General features: G+C 71.4%; 22 protein-coding genes and 1 pseudogene. 13 read left to right on the top strand and 10 right to left on the bottom strand.

What is annotated here, in order from left to right:
• The first annotated feature begins 101 nt into the window (after positions 1-101).
• Genes ACWCP2_RS05435 through ACWCP2_RS05450 form a run of 4 tightly spaced genes read left to right on the top strand, consistent with a single transcriptional unit; the run spans position 102 to position 3,341 of the window.
• Entirely contained in the window at positions 102-770 is a 669-nt protein-coding gene (locus ACWCP2_RS05435; RefSeq protein WP_450907250.1) for a hypothetical protein, read from the top strand.
• Positions 771-799: 29 nt separating this feature from the next.
• On the top strand, positions 800-1,669 hold the full coding sequence (locus ACWCP2_RS05440) for a MetQ/NlpA family ABC transporter substrate-binding protein (protein ID WP_450907251.1): 870 nt from the start codon (positions 800-802) through the stop codon (positions 1,667-1,669).
• Positions 1,666-2,682: a methionine ABC transporter ATP-binding protein gene (locus ACWCP2_RS05445; protein WP_450907252.1), complete on the top strand. Its 1,017-nt coding sequence runs from the start codon at positions 1,666-1,668 to the stop codon at positions 2,680-2,682. The genes ACWCP2_RS05440 and ACWCP2_RS05445 overlap by 4 nt, the downstream gene beginning before the upstream one ends.
• A gap of 14 nt (positions 2,683-2,696) precedes the next feature.
• Entirely contained in the window at positions 2,697-3,341 is a 645-nt protein-coding gene (locus tag ACWCP2_RS05450; protein WP_450907253.1) for a methionine ABC transporter permease, read from the top strand.
• A 56-nt stretch (positions 3,342-3,397) separates the two neighbouring features.
• Here ACWCP2_RS05450 and ACWCP2_RS05455 read toward each other — a convergent pair whose 3' ends face one another.
• The 8 genes from ACWCP2_RS05455 to ACWCP2_RS05490 form a co-directional block, all read right to left on the bottom strand.
• On the bottom strand, positions 3,398-4,510 hold the full coding sequence (locus ACWCP2_RS05455; protein ID WP_450907254.1) for a carboxylate-amine ligase: 1,113 nt from the start codon (positions 4,508-4,510) through the stop codon (positions 3,398-3,400).
• Positions 4,511-4,566: 56 nt separating this feature from the next.
• Entirely contained in the window at positions 4,567-5,598 is a 1,032-nt protein-coding gene (locus ACWCP2_RS05460; RefSeq protein ID WP_450907255.1) for an iron-containing redox enzyme family protein, read from the bottom strand.
• Positions 5,595-5,864, bottom strand: coding sequence for a CDGSH iron-sulfur domain-containing protein (locus tag ACWCP2_RS05465; protein WP_450907256.1), 270 nt, complete (start codon positions 5,862-5,864; stop codon positions 5,595-5,597). The genes ACWCP2_RS05460 and ACWCP2_RS05465 overlap by 4 nt, the downstream gene beginning before the upstream one ends.
• Positions 5,848-6,489 carry a HemK2/MTQ2 family protein methyltransferase gene (locus tag ACWCP2_RS05470; protein ID WP_450907257.1) on the bottom strand — a complete coding sequence of 214 codons (642 nt, stop codon included), beginning with the start codon at positions 6,487-6,489 and terminating at the stop codon, positions 5,848-5,850. The genes ACWCP2_RS05465 and ACWCP2_RS05470 overlap by 17 nt, the downstream gene beginning before the upstream one ends.
• Positions 6,490-7,066: 577 nt before the next feature.
• Positions 7,067-8,278, bottom strand: a complete 1,212-nt coding sequence (gene tal / locus ACWCP2_RS05475; RefSeq protein WP_450907258.1) for a transaldolase — start codon at positions 8,276-8,278, stop codon at positions 7,067-7,069.
• Between the two features lie 133 nt (positions 8,279-8,411).
• On the bottom strand, positions 8,412-8,765 hold the full coding sequence (locus ACWCP2_RS05480; RefSeq protein WP_450907259.1) for a PRC-barrel domain-containing protein: 354 nt from the start codon (positions 8,763-8,765) through the stop codon (positions 8,412-8,414).
• Between the two features lie 194 nt (positions 8,766-8,959).
• Positions 8,960-9,121, bottom strand: coding sequence for a hydrophobic protein (locus tag ACWCP2_RS05485; RefSeq protein WP_450907260.1), 162 nt, complete (start codon positions 9,119-9,121; stop codon positions 8,960-8,962).
• A 231-nt stretch (positions 9,122-9,352) separates the two neighbouring features.
• The gene (locus ACWCP2_RS05490; RefSeq protein ID WP_450907261.1) at positions 9,353-9,622 is read right to left on the bottom strand and encodes a GlsB/YeaQ/YmgE family stress response membrane protein; all 270 of its coding nucleotides are present in this window, start codon (positions 9,620-9,622) and stop codon (positions 9,353-9,355) included.
• A 270-nt stretch (positions 9,623-9,892) separates the two neighbouring features.
• Here ACWCP2_RS05490 and ACWCP2_RS05495 point away from each other — a divergent pair, with 270 nt between their 5' ends.
• The 9 genes and pseudogenes from ACWCP2_RS05495 (at position 9,893) to ACWCP2_RS05535 (ending at position 17,856) form a co-directional block, all read left to right on the top strand.
• Entirely contained in the window at positions 9,893-11,143 is a 1,251-nt protein-coding gene (locus ACWCP2_RS05495) for a PP2C family protein-serine/threonine phosphatase (protein ID WP_450907262.1), read from the top strand.
• A gap of 123 nt (positions 11,144-11,266) precedes the next feature.
• The gene (locus ACWCP2_RS05500; RefSeq protein ID WP_450907263.1) at positions 11,267-12,490 is read left to right on the top strand and encodes a PP2C family protein-serine/threonine phosphatase; all 1,224 of its coding nucleotides are present in this window, start codon (positions 11,267-11,269) and stop codon (positions 12,488-12,490) included.
• A 49-nt stretch (positions 12,491-12,539) separates the two neighbouring features.
• Positions 12,540-12,938, top strand: a complete 399-nt coding sequence (locus ACWCP2_RS05505) for an ATP-binding protein (protein WP_450907264.1) — start codon at positions 12,540-12,542, stop codon at positions 12,936-12,938.
• Positions 12,939-13,240: 302 nt separating this feature from the next.
• Positions 13,241-13,444 (top strand): cold-shock protein, encoded by a 204-nt coding sequence (locus tag ACWCP2_RS05510; protein WP_008734853.1) that lies wholly within the window; start codon positions 13,241-13,243, stop codon positions 13,442-13,444.
• Positions 13,445-13,772: 328 nt separating this feature from the next.
• Complete coding sequence (locus ACWCP2_RS05515; RefSeq protein WP_450907265.1) at positions 13,773-15,293, top strand: DEAD/DEAH box helicase; 1,521 nt, start codon at positions 13,773-13,775, stop codon at positions 15,291-15,293.
• Between the two features lie 46 nt (positions 15,294-15,339).
• Complete coding sequence (locus ACWCP2_RS05520) at positions 15,340-15,747, top strand: CBS domain-containing protein (RefSeq protein WP_450907266.1); 408 nt, start codon at positions 15,340-15,342, stop codon at positions 15,745-15,747.
• Positions 15,748-15,796: 49 nt separating this feature from the next.
• Entirely contained in the window at positions 15,797-16,111 is a 315-nt protein-coding gene (locus tag ACWCP2_RS05525; RefSeq protein WP_450907267.1) for an SCO5918 family protein, read from the top strand.
• A 131-nt stretch (positions 16,112-16,242) separates the two neighbouring features.
• Positions 16,243-16,523, top strand: a pseudogene (locus ACWCP2_RS05530) (alpha/beta fold hydrolase); the annotation flags it as partial.
• A 223-nt stretch (positions 16,524-16,746) separates the two neighbouring features.
• On the top strand, positions 16,747-17,856 hold the full coding sequence (locus ACWCP2_RS05535; protein ID WP_450907268.1) for an AI-2E family transporter: 1,110 nt from the start codon (positions 16,747-16,749) through the stop codon (positions 17,854-17,856).
• Positions 17,857-17,927: 71 nt separating this feature from the next.
• On the opposite strand, the gene ACWCP2_RS05540 is transcribed toward ACWCP2_RS05535, so the two are convergent.
• Positions 17,928-18,194: a DUF4235 domain-containing protein gene (locus tag ACWCP2_RS05540; protein ID WP_450907269.1), complete on the bottom strand. Its 267-nt coding sequence runs from the start codon at positions 18,192-18,194 to the stop codon at positions 17,928-17,930.
• Positions 18,191-18,622, bottom strand: a complete 432-nt coding sequence (locus tag ACWCP2_RS05545; RefSeq protein ID WP_450907270.1) for a hypothetical protein — start codon at positions 18,620-18,622, stop codon at positions 18,191-18,193. The genes ACWCP2_RS05540 and ACWCP2_RS05545 overlap by 4 nt, the downstream gene beginning before the upstream one ends.
• Positions 18,623-18,723 lie beyond the last annotated feature (101 nt).

An 18,723-nucleotide genomic window follows, 5' to 3' on the forward strand; every position in this document is an offset into this window, starting at 1 on the left:
TGACACGCGCGGCACCGATCGGGTTCTCCTTGCCCGGGGTGACCTGGACCTCGGTCCGTCACCGGTACATCACCACGGTTTCCCGGAAAGGGAGTTGGAACATGAGGCAGCGGTACTTGCGGGCCCTGGCAGCGGTCGGGGTCCTCACGCTGGGATCGGCCGGCACGGGGAGCGCGCACGCCTCCCCGGCCTCGCCCGGGGGCTGCCCGTCGACGGCGGAGATCTTCGCCACCGACAACACGGCGATCATCACGGACCCGGCCGACCCCCGGCTGCAGAACCGCCTGAACCGCTTCGGCCACGAGGTGCGCGGCGTCATCCGGTCCCACGGCGCGAAGCCCGGCTCGTCGACCCTGCTGGACGGGGTCTTCTGGTCGGACGAGCTGAAGCGGACCACGTACGAGCGCTCGCGCGAGTTCGAGGTCGACCGGGTGGACCCCGCGGGGCTCCACCACATCGCCGACGTCATCCGCAAGCAGTACCACCAGGAGTCGGTGCTGACGTTCCGGTGCCTGTCGCGCAGCTCGCCGGACACCGACGCCGTGGAGATCCAGGCCCCGGGAGTGAGCCCGACCCGCCTCCACGACGCCCTCGTCGCCGACCCCGAGGCCCGCGAACGCCTCTACGGTGGCTCCGTCACCCTCGACGGCCGGCTGATCCTGATCGCCCCGGTGGCGGACCTCCCCCTGGCGCAGAAGTTCACGGCCGGCCTCGGCGTCGACTGGAGCACCGCGGAAGTGCGCTACGGGGACGAGGAGTTCGTGGGCTGACCGAGCCGGTGAGGTGGGGGTGCGGTGCGGTGCGGGCATCGGATCGCGTGCGCGGCGCCGCGTCCACCGCCGCCGTCCTCACGCTCCTCCTGTCCGGCTGCGGCGCCGGAGGCCCGGGCGACCACCACGTTCGGGTCGGCGTCTCCGGCGACTCCCCGGAGTGGGAGATCCTCGCCAAGGAGGCCAAGAAGGAAGGCATCACCGTGGAGACGGTGGTCTTCGACGACTACTCGCTGCCCAACAAGGCCCTCAGCGCGGGTGACATCGAGCTCAACGCCTTCCAGCACCTGGTCTTCCTCGCCCAGTCGAACACCGAGAACAAGACCGACATCGCCCCCATCGCCGCCACCACGGTGGTCCCCCTCGGGCTCTACTCCAGCAAGCACAAGCAGCTCGCGGACCTCCCCGACCGGGCCGAGATAGCGCTGCCCAACGACCCCGCCAACCAGGGGCGCGGCCTGCGCGTGCTGGAGCAGGCCAGACTCATCGAACTGCGGCAGGACGCCGGGCTGTTCGCCACCCCCGACGACATCACCGCCAACCCCAGGCACGTCAAGCTCACCCCGGTCAACGCGCAGCAGACTCCCCGTACCCTCAAGGACACGGACGCCGCGATCATCAACGACGGTGTCGCCGAACTCGCCGGGATCAAGGCCGGCACGGCGCTCTTCAAGGACGACCCCGCCGGGCCGCAGTCCGTCCCGTACCTGAACGTCATCGCCGCCCGCGCGGACCAGAAGGACAACGCGGACTACCGGAAGATCGTCGAGCTCTACGCTTCGAAGCCCGTCCAGGACGAGGTCCGCCGCACCAGCAACGGCACCGCCCACCACATCGAGCTGCCCGCCGCCGAGCTGCAGGCCGAGGTGGCCCGTATCCAGAAGCAGTTGAAGCGATGACCGCCGCAGTGGAACTGCGCGACGTCGCCAAGGAGTTCCCCGGCGGAGCGCGCGCCGTCGACGGGGTCAGCCTGAGCGTCGGGGCGGGTACGGTCTTCGGTGTCGTCGGACACAGCGGTGCGGGCAAGTCCACCCTGCTGCGCCTGGTCAACGGCCTGGAGGAGCCGACCTCGGGCAGCGTGCTGCTGGACGGCCAGGACCTCTCCTCCCTCGGCGAGCGCCGGCTGCGCCCCATCCGCCGCGACATCGGCATGATCTTCCAGCAGTTCAACCTCTTCCGCTCGCGCACCGTCCTGGGCAACGTGCTCTACCCGCTGCGCCTCGCCGGGACGGACCGCGCCGCGGCCCGGGCCCGCGCCGAGGAGACGCTGGAGTTCGTCGGTCTCGCCGGCCACGGCAAGCGCTACCCCGAGCAGCTCTCGGGCGGCCAGCGCCAGCGCGTCGGCATCGCCCGCGCGCTCGCCACCCGCCCCCGGGTCCTGCTGTGCGACGAGGCGACCTCCGCCCTCGATCCGCGGACCACCGGCGAGGTACTGGCCCTGCTGCGCCGGGTCAACCGCGAGCTCGGCGTCACCATCCTCCTGATCACCCACGAGATGGAGGTCGTCCGGACCCTGTGCGACCGCGTCGCGGTCATGGAGGACGGCAGGGTGGTCGAGAGCGGCGAGGTGTACGAGGTCTTCGCACGGCCCCGCCACGCGACCACCGCCGCCTTCGTCCGCTCCGCGCAGCACGCCGAGCCGGACGCGGGGCTCCTGGAACGGCTGCGCGCCCGCCACCCCGGCCGCCTGGTCACACTGCCCGTCGTCGACGGCAGCCCGGCGCTGGACGGCCTCTCGGAGCTCCTGCGCGTCCACGGCGTCGACTTCACCCTCGTCCACGGGGGCGTCGCCGAGGTGCGCGGACGCCCCCTGGGCAGCGTGACGCTGGAACTGCGCGGCGAGGATGCCGCGGTCGGGGCCGTCGTCGCGGGGCTGCGCCTCCCGGACCGCGCGGAAGCGGGTGTCCGGTGAAGGCGGACTGGAGCATGTTCTGGCCCAAGGTCCTCGACGCCACCGGCGAGACCGTCTACATGGTGCTGATCACCCTGGCGCTGTCGACCGTCAGCGGACTGGCGGTGGGGCTCACCCTCTACGCCACGCGCAAGGGCGGCGTCCTGCCGAACCGGATCGTCCACACGGTCCTGGGCCTGCTCATCAACGTCATCCGGCCCGTGCCGTTCATCATCGCGATCGTCGCGCTGGCCCCGGTCACGCGCGGGGTGGTCGGCACGATGATCGGCACGAACGCCGCGATCTTCCCGATGACGGTCGTCGCCACGTTCGGCGTCGCCCGCATCGTGGAGTCCAACCTGCTCTCCGTCGAAACCGGCGTGATCGAGGCGGCCCGCTCCATGGGCGCGAGCCCGCTGCGGATCCTGCTCACGGTCCTCGTCCCGGAGGCGCTCGGCCCCCTGGTCCTCGGCATGACCTTCATGCTCGTCGCGCTGATCGACTTCTCGGCGGTCGCGGGGACGGTCGGCGGCGGAGGCGTGGGCAACCTGGCGATGACCTACGGCTACCTGCGCTTCGACACCTCGGTGATGGTGGTGACGGTGCTCGTGCTGATCGCCCTCGTGCAGTCGGCGCAGCTCCTGGGCAACGTGGTGTCCCGCAAGGTGCTCCGCCGCTGACCCGCCGGCCGGCCGCCCCGGGGTGTCGCCCGGGGACGGCCGGCACGGCGTCGGCATCAGGGGTACGCGTTCTCCTCGGACTGCGCGGCGCCGGTGATCAGTCCGGTCAGCGCCGGCAGCCCGCCGTCGGACACGGCGCGGCGCTGGCGGTCCGCCGGGGTGCCTTCCCGCAGCAGCCGGTGCGCGAGGGCGCTGACCTCGCGGAGGTCGCCGGCGTCCTCCAGGGCCGGTGTGATGTGGCGCAGGAGGGAGCACAGGACGTCGCCGCTGCTTGCGGGGCGGCCGTCCGGCCCCACGAGGGTGCCGTTCAATCCGTACCGGGCCGCGTGCCAGCTCGATGCCTGGAGCAGCTCCGAGTCCGCCGCGGTGGCCGGCGCCATGCCCACCTTCTCCTCGGCGATCGCCGTGGCGACCAGGGCGCGGACGATGCCGGCGAGCATCACGGCGTCGTCCGCCCGCAGTTGCACGTCCATGCAGCGCACCTCGACGGTCGGGTAGCGGTCGGACAGCCTCGCCTGCCAGTAGACCTGTCCCCGGTCGGCGATCACCCCGGAGGCCAGCAGCGCCTCCAGCCGTCGCTCGTAGTCGGCGAGCCCGTCGAAGTGCGGGGGCAGACCGCTGACGGGCCAGCGGCTGAAGACGATGGTCCGCCAGCTGGCGAACCCGGTGTCCCGCCCGTCCCACAGGGGCGAGTTCGCCGACATGGCCAGCAGCGTCGGCAGCCATCCCCGGATGCGGTTCAGTACGGCCACGCCCGTCTCGGCGTCGGGAATGCCCACATGGACGTGCATCCCGCAGATGAGGTGCTCGTCCACCAGTTGACGCGCGTCGCCCTCCATCCTCAGGTACCGGGGCGTCCGGGTGACGGGCACGGGCAGCGCCCCTCGCACCGGCGCCGCACCGGTCGCCGCGATCCGGCAGCCACTGGCCTCCGCCGCCGACGCCAGCGCATGGCGCAGCCGGAGCAGGTGTCCCCCGGCCTCCTCGAGATTCCAGCAGACCGGAGTGGCCACCTCGATCTGGGCCTGGAGCAGCTCGTCCTGGACCTCGCCCTGTTCCGCGAGGGCGCCGAGACCGGCCCTGCGCCGTACCTCCTCCACCAGCGGAGCCGGTACGGCGGTGTCCGGGTCCAGCAGCAGATATTCTTCTTCGACTCCGAAGGTGATCACGTCCTGCGGCTACCCGCAGGTCCCATGATCACCCCCGGCGTTCCCGTTTCCGGCGACTAGGACAGGGGCGAGCGCAGGGCGCTGTTCCCCTGCTCCCAGGCCGTACGGATGTGGGCCGCCAGACGGTCCTCCAGGAGGCCTGTCGCCGCGCAGCCGAAGGCGACGTCCTCCTCCAGGTCCGGTTCGTCCGCGAGGAGACCGCCGATGACCTCGTGGCGCACGACCTGCTCGTGAACGGCGTCGGCCTCCACGTGTTCGGCGTAGAAGTGCTCGGCGGCCGGCCCGGCCCCGCAGCGCCGCATGGCCTTGGCCAGGCGGCGGGAGCCCGGGGACGAGGTGACCTCGACGCACGCGAAGTGGCCGACGAGCGCGCCGCGCAGCGCCCGGTGCAAGCCGAAGAGGGACATCAGGTTCACGGTGGCGAGCAGCGGCGCCGGGGCCTGGTCCAGGTAGTGGCCGTACGCCGGGTCCAGCCCGAGATCGGTCATGAGGTCCGCGAAGAGCCGCGCGTGGATGCGGTCCGCGTGGCCCGCGCCGAACTCGTCGTACTCGATGGCCACCATCGCGGCCTTCGCCCGGCCGGTCAGCCGGGGGATCACCCATACGTGCGGGTCGGCCTCTTTGAGGTGGTAGAGGGAGCGCAGGGCCGCGTACTCGCGCAACTGCCAGAGCTCGCCCTCCGTTTCGAGGTGGTGGCTGAGGCTGTCGGAGAGGTCCACGGGCTCCACGAGGAGCGGGGCGAAGGCCTCCTCGACGGTCCGGGGCGCGCCGGGGAGCTCGGTGCGCAGGGCGTGCAGGAAGCGGGCTTCGAGGGCCTGGCGCAGGCGCAGCAGGTCCGGGTCCCATTCCCGGGCGTCGTCCACTCCCGCGAAGCCCCGGTAGTGCGGTTCGTACATCAGGTACAGGGCGAGCTGGAGGTCTTCGCCCCACGGATCGGCCTTCAGCACGGCGCCGGGGGCGTACACGGGCGGGGCGCCCGATCCCAGGGCCCGGACCACGGCGTCGGAGAGCTCGCCCCGCCCTTCGACGAGGCGCGGGCCGGCCGGGGCCGTGGCGGTGCTGGGGCCGGGCGGGGTCGTCAAGGTCATTGCTGGTCCCTGTCTTCGGTCGGTGACTCGGCTCGTTCGCGGACGCGGTGGCTGGTGTCGCACCAGGGGTACGTGCGGCTGCGGCGGCAGGTGCACACGGCGACCATGAAGCGGTCGGACCGGGCGACCGTGCCGTCGTCCAGGACGATCTCGACCGGTCCCTCGACCAGCACCGGGCCCCGGGGCTCGACCGTCACCCTGCGCGCTGCCGCCCCGGTGGCGGGGTCCGGGCAGCCGTGCGGGGCGTCATCACTGGCTCTGGGCACGGATGACCACCAGTTCGTCCCACTCCTCGGCCTCGGCCGCCAGGCCCTGCCCTTCCAGCCAGGACCGCCGCGAGCGCAGGACCGGTCCCCACGGCACGGTGGCGGTCAGGGTGACCTCCGCGGCGAGCCCCGCCACGGCCAGTCGGCGGAGGGTTTCGCCGGCGCCGCACATTCCCGAGTGGACCATGAGCAGAATCCCCCCGGATCGCAGCAGGGCCGGGGCCTGCGCGCAGATCCGGTCGATGACCACGCGGCCGTCCTGTCCGGCGTCCCAGGCCCGCGCGGGCCCGTGCGACGGCGGTCGGCTGCCGGGAGCCGGGACGTACGGAGGATTGGAGACGACCAGGTCGAAGCTGCGCCCCGCCGCCCGTGTCGCGAAGTCGCCGTGCAGCACCCGCAGGGGGAGCCGGTGCCTCCAGGCGTTCAGCCGGGCCGTGGCCACGGCCGGCCAGGACACGTCGACGGCCGTGACCCGGGCGCCCCTGGTCGCCGCGTGGAGGGCCAGGGCCCCGCTCCCGGTCCCGATTTCCAGGAGGTCCTTGCCGGGCCCGAGGTCCTCGTGGGCCATGGCCTCGGCGAGCAGCCGGGTGTCCGCCTGCGGCGCGTAGACGCCGGGCAGAGCCATGAGGCCCGCGGGCCACGCGGGCCGTGCTGACGAGGGGAGAGCAGTACTGGGCACCGTACCTCCGGTATGACCGCGGCCCCCGTTCGAGCCAAAGGTTGATGAGGTACTGCGCCTGCCCTGCCCCAGGCGTCCCATCCGGGAAATCGGCGATCTTAGGAGGATCGGACGAAAACGGACGCCGGGTGCTGGAGCGTCCGGGTTGCCGCCGCGGCGCGCAGGGCGTCCAGGAGCCCGCTCCGCTGATCGGCACGCACCAGCAGCGCGTCCAGCTCCGCGGCGGGGAGGCGGCCGTCGGTTCCGGCCAGTGCCCGCAGGGTCCGCCAGCCGGCCCATGGCCGTCTTTGGACCGGTCGGTGGAGACCCGGAGCCCGGCCGTGATCCGCCCCAGTGCGTCGCGGTCCTCCTCGACCTGCTGGACCAGCCCGGCCGGCAGCTCGGCGCCCTCCCCTTCGTTCCCGTGCCTCTGCCCACCGTTCCCGTGCTTCTGCCCACCGTTCCCGTGCCTCTGCCCTTCGTTCCCGTGCTTCTGCGCCTTCGCGGCCCGGCGGAACAGCTCCAGGCCGGCGGTCGCGGCGGCTTAGTGGTCGTTGAGGTGGATGCCCAGCAGAGCGGCGCGCTCGGAGCCGGCGCCCCGGCTTCCGCTCCCGCCGCCCTCGTCGGCCCGGACGGCTTCGGAGCGCATCACACGCTCCACCGATGCCCCGAGCTCTTTCCAGCTGTCCTCGAAGGCGGACAGTCCCTCGCGCTCCAGGGTGGCGGTGACGTCCGCGAAATCGATGCCGATGCGCTCCAGCTCCTCGAAGTGCGCGGCGACGGAGGCGAGATGACCCTCCGTCAGCGGTGGCCCGGGCAGGGCTCCGTGGTCGGCGAACGCGGCCAGCGTGGCGCCCGGCATGGTGTTCACGGTGCCCGCGAAGACGAGTTCGCTGACGTACATCGTGTCGGGGTACGCCGGGTCCTCGACCCCGGTGGACGCCCACAGCGGACGCTGCATGCGCGCTCCGGCCGCGGCGAGGACCTGCCAGCGCGGCGCCAGGAGCATCCGCTCGTACGCCCGGAACGCCAGGCGGGCGCTGGCGATCGCGGCCTTGCCCCGCAGCGCCCGGGCCTCGGGGGTGTCGAGGGCGTCGAGCCGCCGGTCGACTTCGGTGTCGACGCGGGAGACGAGGAACGAGGCGACCGAGTGGATGTCCGCCAGGTTGCGCCCCGCGGCGTGCGCCCGTTCCAGACCCGCCTGGTAGGCGTCCGTCACCGCGCGGTAGCGGTCCTGGGAGAAGATCAGCGTGACGTCGACGCTGATGCCCTCCGCGACCACGGCGGTGATCGCCTCCAATCCCTCCGGGGTGGCCGGGATCTTCACGAACGCGTTCGGCCGGCCGACCGCCTCCCACAGCCGGCGGGCCTGCTCGGCGGTCGCGGCGGCGTCCTGCGCAAGTCGCGGGTCGACCTCGATGGACACGCGCCCGTCGACCCCGGCGGTGCGCTGGTGCACCTGGGCCAAGACCTCGCAGCCGTCACGCGCGTCGTCCGTGGTGAGGGCGAAGACCGTGTCGTCGACGCTCGTACCGGCGGCGCCGAGACGGCGGATCTGCTCGTCGTAGCGGTCCCCCGTGGACAGGGCGGAGGTGAAGACCGCCGGGTTCGCCGTCACGCCCACCACGTGCATGGCCGCGATCAGTTCCTTGAGCCCACCGCCGGCCAGGAGTTCACGCGACAGGCCGTCGAGCCAGACCGACACCCCCGCGTCGGACAGGGCGGCGAGCCGGTCGGGGACGGTGGAACCGGACATGAGGGACCTCCAGGGGGGGTGCGGTGCCGCTCGCGCGACGGGCGGGCACATCCGCGGGGAGCGGGAGACGCCGACGGGGGCGGCAACCGATTGGTTGCCGCCCCCGTCCCACGCCGATCCTGCTCCGCGCCGGTTACAGGCGGTGCGGGCCGTCGTAGTAGCCGCCGACCTCGCGGTGGTAGTCCGCGTTGCCGAGGTGCTTGTCCTTGTCGAACTCGGGAGCGTTCTTGATCTGCTCCTTCGTCCGGTCGACGTAGATCTTCTCGTCGTTCGCGTCGATCCGGCTGATCGTGCCGGCCGGCAGCAGAACTTCCTTGCCGAAGATCCACGGACCGGTGTCGACCACGATGTAGGACGAACCCACCTCGTCCGAGTGCTTGTCGACCTTGCCGATGGAACCGTCGCTCGCCTCGACCTTGTATCCCGCCAGATCGGCGCCGGCCAGACGGCCGGCGCTCTCGCGGTAACCCCAGAAATTCTCAGTCATGCGAAAAACAACTCCTCCGGTCAACGGCGAACGGAAGGGAAATGCTTTCCCCGCCTGTCCGCCTTTTCCGTACCACGTACACGGACGGAACTCTCATCCCGTCCTGACCTCCGCCTGCCCCGCTTTTTCTCCCGCACACCTCTCGGATGAAACAAGAGACCGGGGCGGCGGCCGATCGTCGCCCTACCGGGCAGCTACCAGCGATACCACCGGCCGCTGCCGCCCTTCGGACGGGCAACAAATCCGATCAGCCACAGCACGAGCACGGCAATCGCGATCCACCAGAGAATCTTGATCGCGAAACCCGCGGCAGCGAGAACCAGAACCAGCAGAAGAACGAGAAGCAGGGGAACCATTGTTATCAACCTCCGAGGCACCGTCTGCCCGATCATGCTCAGGCCATGCACGCGGAATTTACCTGTTTCTTATCAGTGCAGGCGGGAATACGATTCGGCCGTCCGAGGCCACCGCCTGAGGCCATGCGTCAACGGGGTCCCGCGTCCGGAGACGCGGAACGGCCCCACCCTCGGGAGAGGGGGAGCCGTTTCCGTACGGTCCGTGCGATCCCCACGAAGGGGACGCCTCGGTCAGGCGTGACGCCTGTTGCCGGTGACCAGTCGGTAGACCACGAGGAGGATGAGGGAGCCGATGATGGCGGCGATCCAGGTGGAGAGGTCGAAGAAGCCGTCGATGGAGTCGACGCCGAAGATGACCTTGCCGAGCCAGCCGCCGAGCAGGCCGCCCGCGATGCCGATGAGCATGGTGATGATGATGCCGCCCGGGTCCCTGCCCGGCATGAGCGCCTTGGCGATGATGCCCGCGAGCAGCCCTATGAGAATCCAGGCCAGAATGCCCATGATGTGTCTCCTACCTCGTTGGATAAAGTTGGTGTTAGCGAGCGTCTGCGCCGTGTGGAGATTTCCAAACGCCCCGAGCTCATGATCATTTTCAGAGGGTGCCGTGGCGGACGCGCTCGCCGGTGCCGCGTGGTGCAATGTGAATCCGATGCCACCTGCGCGCGGGTCCGCCGAGAGGGTCGGGACGGAGCCGGGCGCCATCGAGCAGTGAGGGTCTCTGTGAGCGCAGGAGGTCCGGACGACGCGGGCGGGAGCCGGCGGGGTCAGGCCATGACTCTGGCGGGAACGCTGGAGGCGGCCGAGGCCGCGGCGCCCGTGGAATCGCTCGACGTGGTCGCACGCATGCTCAGGGAGCACCTCGGGGCCGCGTCGGTGTCGTTCCTGATCGCCGACTTCACCGGCAGTTCGGTCGTACGGCTCGGTGTCGCGGGCAGCGTCGACACCGACGAGCCGGCCCGGCGCATTCCGCTCCGGGGCACCCCGTACGACGAAGTCATCCGCAGCCAGCAGCCCCGGGTGGAGGACCCCGACGAGGGAAAACTGGTGCGGGTGATCGCTCCGGTGACCAACCGCGGGGACGCCATCGGGCTCCTCGAACTGTTCCTGCCCGCGACGCCGGGCGCCGAAGTGATGCGGAAGATCGGGGAGACCGCGCACGCTCTGGCCTACATCGTCATCGCGAACCGCTCCTTCACCGACCTGTACCAATGGGGCCGCCGTACCACGCCACTGAGCCTGGCCGCCGAGATCCAGCACCGGCTCCTCCCGGCATCGCTGGCGTGCGAGGCGGCGCAGTTCGCGGTGGCCGGGGCACTGGAACCCGCCGACCACGTGGGCGGCGACACCTTCGACTACGTGATCGACCGGGACACGGTCCAGCTGTCCGTGACCGACGCCATGGGTCACGATGTCGACGCCGCGCTGCTGGCGACCCTCGTGGTGGGCGCGCTGCGGCGCGCCCGGCGGGAGGGCGCCGACCTCGCGGAACAGGCCCGGCAGGCCGACCGGGCCATGCGCGAACACGGCCGCAAGGGCTACGTCACGGGCCAGCTGCTGCGCATCAGCCTGCTCGACGGCGCGAGCGAGTTCGTCAACGCCGGGCACCCCTGGCCGCTGCGCATGCGGGACGGGAAGGTCCGGGAGATCGTCCCGGCAGTCGACCTGCCGTTCGGTCTCGGCTTCCACGCCGCACAGGACTACGCCTACCGCGTGCAGTCGCTGGACCTGCGGCCGGGTGACCGGCTGGTCATGCTGACCGACGGCATGCTGGAGCGCAATGCCCAGCTCCTCGACCTGGCGGACCTGATCGTCCGCACCCGCGAGCTGCATCCCCGCGAAGCCGCCCGCGCCCTCATCAGTGCGATCGTCGACGCCGGCGACGGCCATCTGGACGACGACGCGACCGTCATGTGCCTGGACTGGCACGGCGTGGCCGACTCCGAGCGCGACGCCGCCACGGGCGCCGATCTCGACGACGCCTCGGACCCCGCGAGGACGCCGCTGCCCGCTCCCGGGCCATAGACGGCGCCGGAGGTGGGCCGGCGGCCCGCGCGCATCCAGGAGGCCTCCGGACCACGAAGCAGTGAACAGCGTGATGTTTCGCTTGAGGGGGGAATGACCCTTCTGTGGCGCATGGAGGTTGCCGTGGGGCGTGATCGCATCGGGTTGTCCGAGGTCCTCGCATCAGCGGAGGATGCCGCCCCCGTGCGCTCGCTCGACGTGGTGGCACGCAATCTGCGCGACCGCTTCGGTGCGGTGTCCGTGTCCTTCCTCTTCGTCGATGTCGTGGGCAGACGCCTCCTCCGGGTCCACGACACCGCGCCCGCCCGCCAGGAGGAACGCGCCGAGCAGGTCCCGCTCTCGGGCAGCAGCGTCTACGACGAGGTCCTGCGCAGTCAGCGCCTGGTGCTGGCCGCGGACGGCGCGCGCGGGCAGCGGGTGCTCGCGCCGGTCACGAACCGCGGCGACGTCATCGGGGTCCTGGAGCTGTTCCTCCCCCGGATCACCCCGGACGTGCTCGAACAGGTCGAGGAGGCCGCGCACGCACTGGCGTACATCATCGTCACCGACCGCAGGTTCACCGACCTCTACCACTGGGGAAACCGCACCACCGCGGTCAGTCTGGCCGCGGAGATCCAGCGCCAGCTCCTGCCGTCGGCCGCCTCCTGCGAGGCCGCGGAGTTCACGCTCGCCGGCGCGCTGGTCCCCGCCTCCAACATCGCCGGCGACACCTACGACTACAGCCTCGACAACGACACCCTGCACCTGTCCATCACCGACGCCATGGGCCACGACGTCAACGCCTCCCTCATGGCCACGCTCCTGGTCAACGCCTCCCGCGGCGCGCGCCGCGCCGGACACGACCTCGCCGAGCAAGCCCGCCAGACCCATCAGGCCCTCCTCGACCACGGCAACCGGACCTTCGCCACCGGGCAGCTGCTGCGCATCGGGCTCGACGGATCGGGGGCCCGGGTCGTCAACGCGGGCCACCCGTGGCCGCTGCGGCTGCGCGGCGGTGCGGTCGACGAGCTGGTCCTGGCCGTGGACATGCCCTTCGGCGTCGCCCATCAGGGCCCGTACCGCGTCCAGAAACTCGACCTGCGTCCCGGCGACCGTCTCCTGCTCCACACCGACGGCATGCAGGAACGCGACGCGTCGGCCGTCGACCTGCCCGCACTGCTGCGCAAGACGGCCTCCGAGCACCCGCGCGAGGTCGTACGCACCCTGGTCGCCGCGGTCACCGGTGCCTACGACGGCGGGCCGCCGAAGGACGACGCCACCGTCCTGTGCCTGGACTGGCACGGCCCCCACACCCTGGGACGGCAGGATCTCCACGGGGCGGCCGACGGGGCGGAATGGGGTAATTGAGAGCAGAAGGGGCAGGCGCCATGGAGGCCCACCATGTGGAGGAGAAGCCGTGGCCCCTGCCCCCGTCCTCGATCAGCCCGTGCCGCGCACCGGCACGCCCACGACATCAGCACGCGACGCCACCCGCGGATTCCTCCACCTCGCCGCACGGGTGAGACCGCCCGCGCGGCCCGAGAGCACCGACGCGGTGCTCCTGATCGTGGCCGAACTCGTCACCAATGCGATGCGCCACACCAGCGGACCGTGCACCCTGCACCTGGAACTGCACGACGATCACATCGAAATCCGCGTCACCGACACCAGCCCGCACCCACCCCGGCCCCGCCCGCCCCATACCGACGGCACCGGCGGCTGGGGATGGCTCCTGATCAAGAACCTCACCACCCACACCCACACCGAACCCACCCCCGACGGCGGCAAGACCATCTACGCCGACACCCCTTGGTAGCGGTGCGGCCACCGCGAATCAATATCTGTCACCGCGGTCTGAGAATTTAATGGACCCGGCGGGGAGAGTTTCTACTCCAACGCAGGGGACGGGAAATTTCAACGCACACGAACCGACGCTGCGTGCTACTGTCGATCTCGGTTGCAGTTTTGGTACCCAAGAACTTCAAGCGCCTCCGGTCGCACTTCGTGCCTCAGGGAAGCGTTTTGTATTTTCCGGTCATTTCCGGATGGGGCATCATCGCGGCGACACGGCGTCCGTAAGGTTCGGACGCTGCTGTATTGCCCCAAAGGAGATATGACATGGCTGCTGGTACCGTGAAGTGGTTCAACGCGGAAAAGGGCTTCGGCTTCATCGAGCAGGACGGTGGCGGCGCTGACGTGTTCGCCCACTACTCGAACATCGCCGCCCAGGGATTCCGCGAGCTGAACGAGGGCCAGAAGGTCACGTTCGACATCGCGCAGGGCCAGAAGGGCCCGACGGCCGAGAACATCGTTCCCGCCTGACGCTGACGCGCTTTCCGCAGCTGGGGCCCGCATCCCTCGGGGTGCGGGCCCCAGCTGCATGCATGCCCCGCGGTGCGGTCACCCGCGGTATCGAGCATGTGGAGAATCCGACCGACCGGCCGCCTCGGGACTGCACCCGAGTTGATCGCCCTGGTTGACGCGCCCACGTGCCGCCACCTCATTTCGTTCTTTCAGCGTCTGAGCCCGGACGGATCATCTGTCCGCCAGATCCGCTTTCGCATTTCGCCCGGCCCGTTCTCGCAATTCCCTGCGCCGCTCCTACGCTGCGGGAATTCCTTGATACGCGCCGCATCAAGGAAGGTTCCGCATGAACCCCACCCGTACGAACGACCGCTCCGCCCGCACCCGCAGCCGGACGGGCGGACCCGCTTTCGGCTCCGGCGCCGGTTCGAGCCGGGGCGGCCGTTTCGGCTCCTCGGCCCCGAGCCGTTCCGCAGGCCCGAGCCGCTCGGGCTCGGGCGGGTACGGCCGCCGGCCCGCCGCGGTCCAGGGCGAATTCGCCCTGCCGAAGACGATCACCCCGGCTCTTCCCGCCGTCGGGGCCTTCGCCGACCTCGACATGCCGGCCCAGCTGCTCGCCACGCTCACCCGTGAGGGCATGACCAGCCCGTTCCCGATCCAGGCCGCCACCCTGCCGAACACCCTCGCGGGCCGTGACGTCCTGGGCCGCGGCCGGACCGGTTCCGGCAAGACCCTGGCCTTCGGCCTCGCGCTGCTGGCCCGTACGGCCGGCCAGAGCGCCGAGCCGGGTCAGCCGCTCGCGCTGGTCCTCGTACCGACGCGTGAGCTCGCCCAGCAGGTCACGGCCGCGCTGACCCCCTACGCCCGCGCGGTCAAGCTCCGTCTGGCCACCGTGGTCGGCGGCATGCCGATCCACCGCCAGGCCGGTGCGCTGCGCGCCGGGGCCGAAGTGGTCGTCGCCACCCCGGGCCGGCTGAAGGACCTCATCGACCGCGGTGACTGCCGGCTGAACCAGGTCGGGATCACCGTCCTGGACGAGGCCGACCAGATGGCCGACATGGGGTTCATGCCCCAGGTCACCGCGCTCCTCGACCAGGTCCGCCCCGAGGGCCAGCGGATGCTGTTCTCCGCCACCCTCGACCGCAACGTCGACCTGCTGGTCCGCCGCTACCTGACCGACCCCGTCGTGCACTCCGTCGACCCCTCGCAGGGTGCGGTGACCACGATGGAACACCACGTCCTGCACGTGCAGAACTTCGACAAGCAGGCCACCACGACCGAGATCGCAGCCCGCGAGGGCCGCGTGATCATGTTCCTGGACACCAAGCACGCCGTCGACCGCCTCACCCAGGACCTCCTCAACAGCGGGGTGCGCGCCGCGGCCCTGCACGGCGGCAAGTCCCAGCCGCAGCGCACCCGCACCCTGGCCCAGTTCAAGACGGGGCACGTCACCGTCCTGGTCGCCACGAACGTGGCCGCCCGTGGCATCCACGTCGACAACCTGGACCTCGTCGTCAACGTGGACCCGCCGACCGACCCCAAGGACTACCTGCACCGCGGCGGCCGCACCGCCCGCGCCGGCGAGTCCGGCAGCGTCGTCACCCTGGTCCTGCCCAACCAGCGCCGCGAGATGACCCGCCTGATGGCCGCCGCCGGCATCACCCCGCAGACCACGCAGGTCCGCTCCGGCGAGGCCGAACTGAGCCGGATCACCGGCGCCCAGGCACCCTCCGGAATCCCGGTCACCATCACCGCACCGGTGTCCGAGCGGCCCAAGCGCAGCACGGCCTCCCGCGGCCGCCGCGGGCCCGCTTCGGCAGCCCGGCGCGCGAGTGCACGGCAGTCCGCCTTCAACGCGGCGGTCTGAGAGACACATGATCCGGAAACTGACCCATCTCTGCAGGAGGAACCTTTTGACGCTGGTCCAGATGCAGCCCCGCTCCGCGCCCGCCGGCCTCGCCCACCGCACGGTGGAGGACGCCATGGAGGCGGCAAGCCCCCAGGTCGGTGACGACATGACCGTCGAGGTGGCCCTGGCCGTCCTGGCCGGCTCCCGCGCGGACCATCTGCTCGTCTGCGACGAGGACGGCCTGTGCACCGGGCTGCTGACCCGGGCCGAACTCACCGCCGTCCGCGAGAGCGCGGCGTACACGGACCGGCTCCGTGTCCGCGATGTCCTCGGCGACCGCGGGGCGTTCACCTCGCCGACGGCCTCGCAGACGGCCTCGCCCACGGCCTCGATGCACTACCGCGGGCTCACCGCCCTGCCCGTCGTGGACGAGCGCGGCAGCACCCCGGGCGACCTCGCCCTCGCCCGCTGAACCACCTCACCGCGGCACGACCGTCAACTTCTTCTTCCTGTGAGGCATCATGCGCTGTGTCATCGCCCGCTTCCCGTTCGACCTGACCAAGAGCGGGGTCCTGGAATCGATGAAGGGCATCAAGCCCGAGGAGGTCGTCGGCGCGTCCGTGATCATCGGTCGCCGCACCTACCCCGTCAAGCAGGTCGGACAGGTCATCACCCGCCAGGACAGGCGTGACTTCAGCGTCGGCGAGGTCCTCCGCGCCATGACCCAGCTCGGCTTCACCTGCCGCGGCGGCCTGACCCGGACGGCCGTGCCCACCCGCGTGCTGAGCCCGCTCCAGCGGGCCTCCGCGATGCTCGGCACCCCCGTGACCGCCTGACCGGCGGGCCCGGCGCACGCCGCGGCCCCCACAGCGAAAAGGGCCCGACCGGCACGGGCCGCTCGGGCCCTTTTCGCAGGGTGGGCGAGTGAGTCCTAGGAACAGAGGCATATGAACATCGAGCGATGGACTCGGGCCGCTCGGATCCGTCCGCGTTCTCGGAGGACCGCTACGGATCGCCGGCCGGCCACGCCCAGGACGTGGTGAAGGTGTGCGACGCGCTCGACCTGCGTGACGCGGTGTCCGCGGGGCACTCGGTCGGCGCGATGGTCGGCGTACTGGCGGCGGGGACGGCCCCGGAGCGCAGCGGGGCGCTGGCGATGACCGCCCCCGCTGGCCGGCGGCGATGGCACCGGTGATCATGGGGAATGCGGAACGGCCCGCGCTCGGTGAGGGGTTGGCGAACGCCTTCGCCACCGGCCTCGTCCCGCAGGTCATCGGGGACCTCGGCCACACCACCGCCCCCGGCCTGCGCGACCTGCCCGCCCCGTGAGCCGAAGCCGGTCGGCGCCGGGGGCGCCGGGGCGGCGGGCAGCGAACTCGCCGGTCCCGACGGCGCTTTGGCTCGCCCCCCTCAGCGGTTCGCGCGAGCGGGTGGAACGGGGTGCGGGTGGGACGGCCCATAGGGTGGCCCCATGTCTGACACGTTGAGTTCCGATAAAACCGCGTCCGCACTGCGGACCTCCGCACGGGTCTCCGCCGAGTTGCTGCTGGTCCTCGTGATGGCAGCGGTGGCGTTGTGGCTCCTGGGCCGGATGTGGTCGGTGGTCTGGCCGCTGATAGTGGCACTGTTCCTCACCACCCTGACGTGGCCGCTGGCCGCCTTCCTCCGTCGGCACGGATGGCGCCCCGCCCTGGCCGCGTCCCTGGTGACCGTCCTGTTCCTCGTCGTCGCCGCGGGCATCGTGGCACTGATCGCCGTACCGGTGGCCTCGCAGTCCGGCGAGCTGGGCGACGGCGTGGTCAAGGGCATCCAGCAGCTGCGCGAGTGGGCGGCGGGGCCGCCGCTGAACATCGGCGACGCACAGATCACCGGGGCGTTCGACGCCGCGGTGGACCGGGTCCAGAGCAGCGTCGGCACCGCGGTGTCCACCGTCGTCACGGGTGTGAGCACCGTGTTCAACGGCTTGGTCACCGCCGTCCTGGCGCTCTTCCTGATGTTCTTCTTCCTCAAGGACGGCCCGCGGTTCCTGCCGTGGCTCACCCGGCAGCTCCCCGGCCGGCTCGCCACCGACGTCCCCGTGGTCGCCGAGCGCAGCTGGGAGACCCTCGGTTCGTTCGTGCGGTCCCAGGCGTTCGTCGGTCTGCTCGACGCCGTCTTCATCGGGCTGGGCCTGTGGATCGTCGGTGTTCCCCTGGTGCTGCCGCTGGCGGTACTGACCTTCGTGTCCGCGTTCGTGCCGATCGTGGGTGCCCTGTTCGCCGGCCTCGTCGCGGTGCTCATCGCGCTGGTCTCGAACGGTCTGACGGACGCCCTGCTCGTACTGGCGATCATCGTCATCGTGCAGCAGCTGGAGGGCAACGTGTTCCAGCCGATGATCCAGAGCCGCAGTCTCGGTCTTCACGCCGCCGTGATCCTGCTGGCGGTGACGCTGGGCGCCAGCCTGGCCGGCGTGGTCGGCAGCCTGCTGGCGGTCCCGGTGGCGGCGCTGATCGCGGTGGTCTGGAACTACCTGCGCGAGCAGCTCTCCGAGCCCTCGCCCGGTACGGGGACCGACGGGGCGGCCACCGCCGCCGCCTCGTAGCGTCCCGGGAGCCTTCGCCGCGGCGTCCGGCCCCGAGGCCCCGTGAGGCCCCGGCCGGTCGCCGCGGAGGTCTACCCCGGCCAGGTACCCGTGACCCGCCGTGTCGCGAGAGCCCCGGACCGGTCGACGGCCGCCTTGACGACGGCGAAGATCGCGCCCTGGAGGGCCGCGGCGATCAGGATCTCCTTCCAGGAGCGGTCCTCATCCGTGGCGTCCGGGGCGTCCCCGTCCCCTTCGATCACCTTCCAGGCCTGCTTGAACGCCATCGAGGCGAGCATGCCGCTCGCCGCCCCCAGCGCGAGCCCTACCGGCTTGTACGCAACCTTGGACGCCTTCACTTGCGCCCCCGGCCACGACGCACCAGCAGGATGACGATCAAGGCCGTTCCGACGGCGATCAGCGGAGTGCGGTTGGCCCACGCCCTGGTGGTGATCCGCTCCGCTTCGTCGAACACCGGCTCCGGCACCTTGTCCTTCACGAAACCGGCGGCCTGCTCCGTCATCACGGACGCCTTCTCCTTGGCCTGCGCCGTGAGGTCCTCGGCCTGAGCCCTGACGTCGGCCGCCACGTCCACGGCCTGGACCTTGACCTCGGCGGCCTTCTCCTTTGCCTCGGCGGCCTTCTCCTTGGCCTTGGCGTCGGCCGTGCCGGCGAGGGCTTCGACGCTCCTGCCGAGCTCGTCGCGCGTGTGCTCGATCCGGTCGCCCAGTTCCTCGGACGAGGGGGTGGAGTCGCTCCGGTGGGGCTGGTTCGGGTAGTGCGTCATGAGATGGGCCCTCTCCTTGTTCCCGGCCACGTGGGCCCTGGCTTTCACGGACTGCTCGGGCACGGGTCCTCGTACGGACCGTGCGGTCGAAACGCCTGAGG

Source organism: Streptomyces sp. NPDC002104, assembly GCF_053593795.1.

What these genes read in the sequence shown, in the direction of transcription:
- ACWCP2_RS05435 (WP_450907250.1), top strand. Translation starts at nt 102, where the DNA reads ATGAGGCAGCGGTACTTGCGGGCCCTGGCAGCGGTCGGGGTCCTCACG.
- ACWCP2_RS05445 (WP_450907252.1), top strand. Translation starts at nt 1,666, where the DNA reads ATGACCGCCGCAGTGGAACTGCGCGACGTCGCCAAGGAGTTCCCCGGC.
- ACWCP2_RS05450 (WP_450907253.1), top strand. Translation starts at nt 2,697, where the DNA reads ATGTTCTGGCCCAAGGTCCTCGACGCCACCGGCGAGACCGTCTACATG.
- ACWCP2_RS05460 (WP_450907255.1), bottom strand. Translation starts at nt 5,598, where the DNA reads ATGACCTTGACGACCCCGCCCGGCCCCAGCACCGCCACGGCCCCGGCC.
- ACWCP2_RS05470 (WP_450907257.1), bottom strand. Translation starts at nt 6,489, where the DNA reads ATGGCTCTGCCCGGCGTCTACGCGCCGCAGGCGGACACCCGGCTGCTC.
- tal (WP_450907258.1), bottom strand. Translation starts at nt 8,278, where the DNA reads ATGTCCGGTTCCACCGTCCCCGACCGGCTCGCCGCCCTGTCCGACGCG.
- ACWCP2_RS05480 (WP_450907259.1), bottom strand. Translation starts at nt 8,765, where the DNA reads ATGACTGAGAATTTCTGGGGTTACCGCGAGAGCGCCGGCCGTCTGGCC.
- ACWCP2_RS05485 (WP_450907260.1), bottom strand. Translation starts at nt 9,121, where the DNA reads ATGGTTCCCCTGCTTCTCGTTCTTCTGCTGGTTCTGGTTCTCGCTGCC.
- ACWCP2_RS05490 (WP_450907261.1), bottom strand. Translation starts at nt 9,622, where the DNA reads ATGGGCATTCTGGCCTGGATTCTCATAGGGCTGCTCGCGGGCATCATC.
- ACWCP2_RS05495 (WP_450907262.1), top strand. Translation starts at nt 9,893, where the DNA reads ATGACTCTGGCGGGAACGCTGGAGGCGGCCGAGGCCGCGGCGCCCGTG.
- ACWCP2_RS05510 (WP_008734853.1), top strand. Translation starts at nt 13,241, where the DNA reads ATGGCTGCTGGTACCGTGAAGTGGTTCAACGCGGAAAAGGGCTTCGGC.
- ACWCP2_RS05515 (WP_450907265.1), top strand. Translation starts at nt 13,773, where the DNA reads ATGAACCCCACCCGTACGAACGACCGCTCCGCCCGCACCCGCAGCCGG.
- ACWCP2_RS05525 (WP_450907267.1), top strand. Translation starts at nt 15,797, where the DNA reads ATGCGCTGTGTCATCGCCCGCTTCCCGTTCGACCTGACCAAGAGCGGG.
- ACWCP2_RS05535 (WP_450907268.1), top strand. Translation starts at nt 16,747, where the DNA reads ATGTCTGACACGTTGAGTTCCGATAAAACCGCGTCCGCACTGCGGACC.
- ACWCP2_RS05545 (WP_450907270.1), bottom strand. Translation starts at nt 18,622, where the DNA reads ATGACGCACTACCCGAACCAGCCCCACCGGAGCGACTCCACCCCCTCG.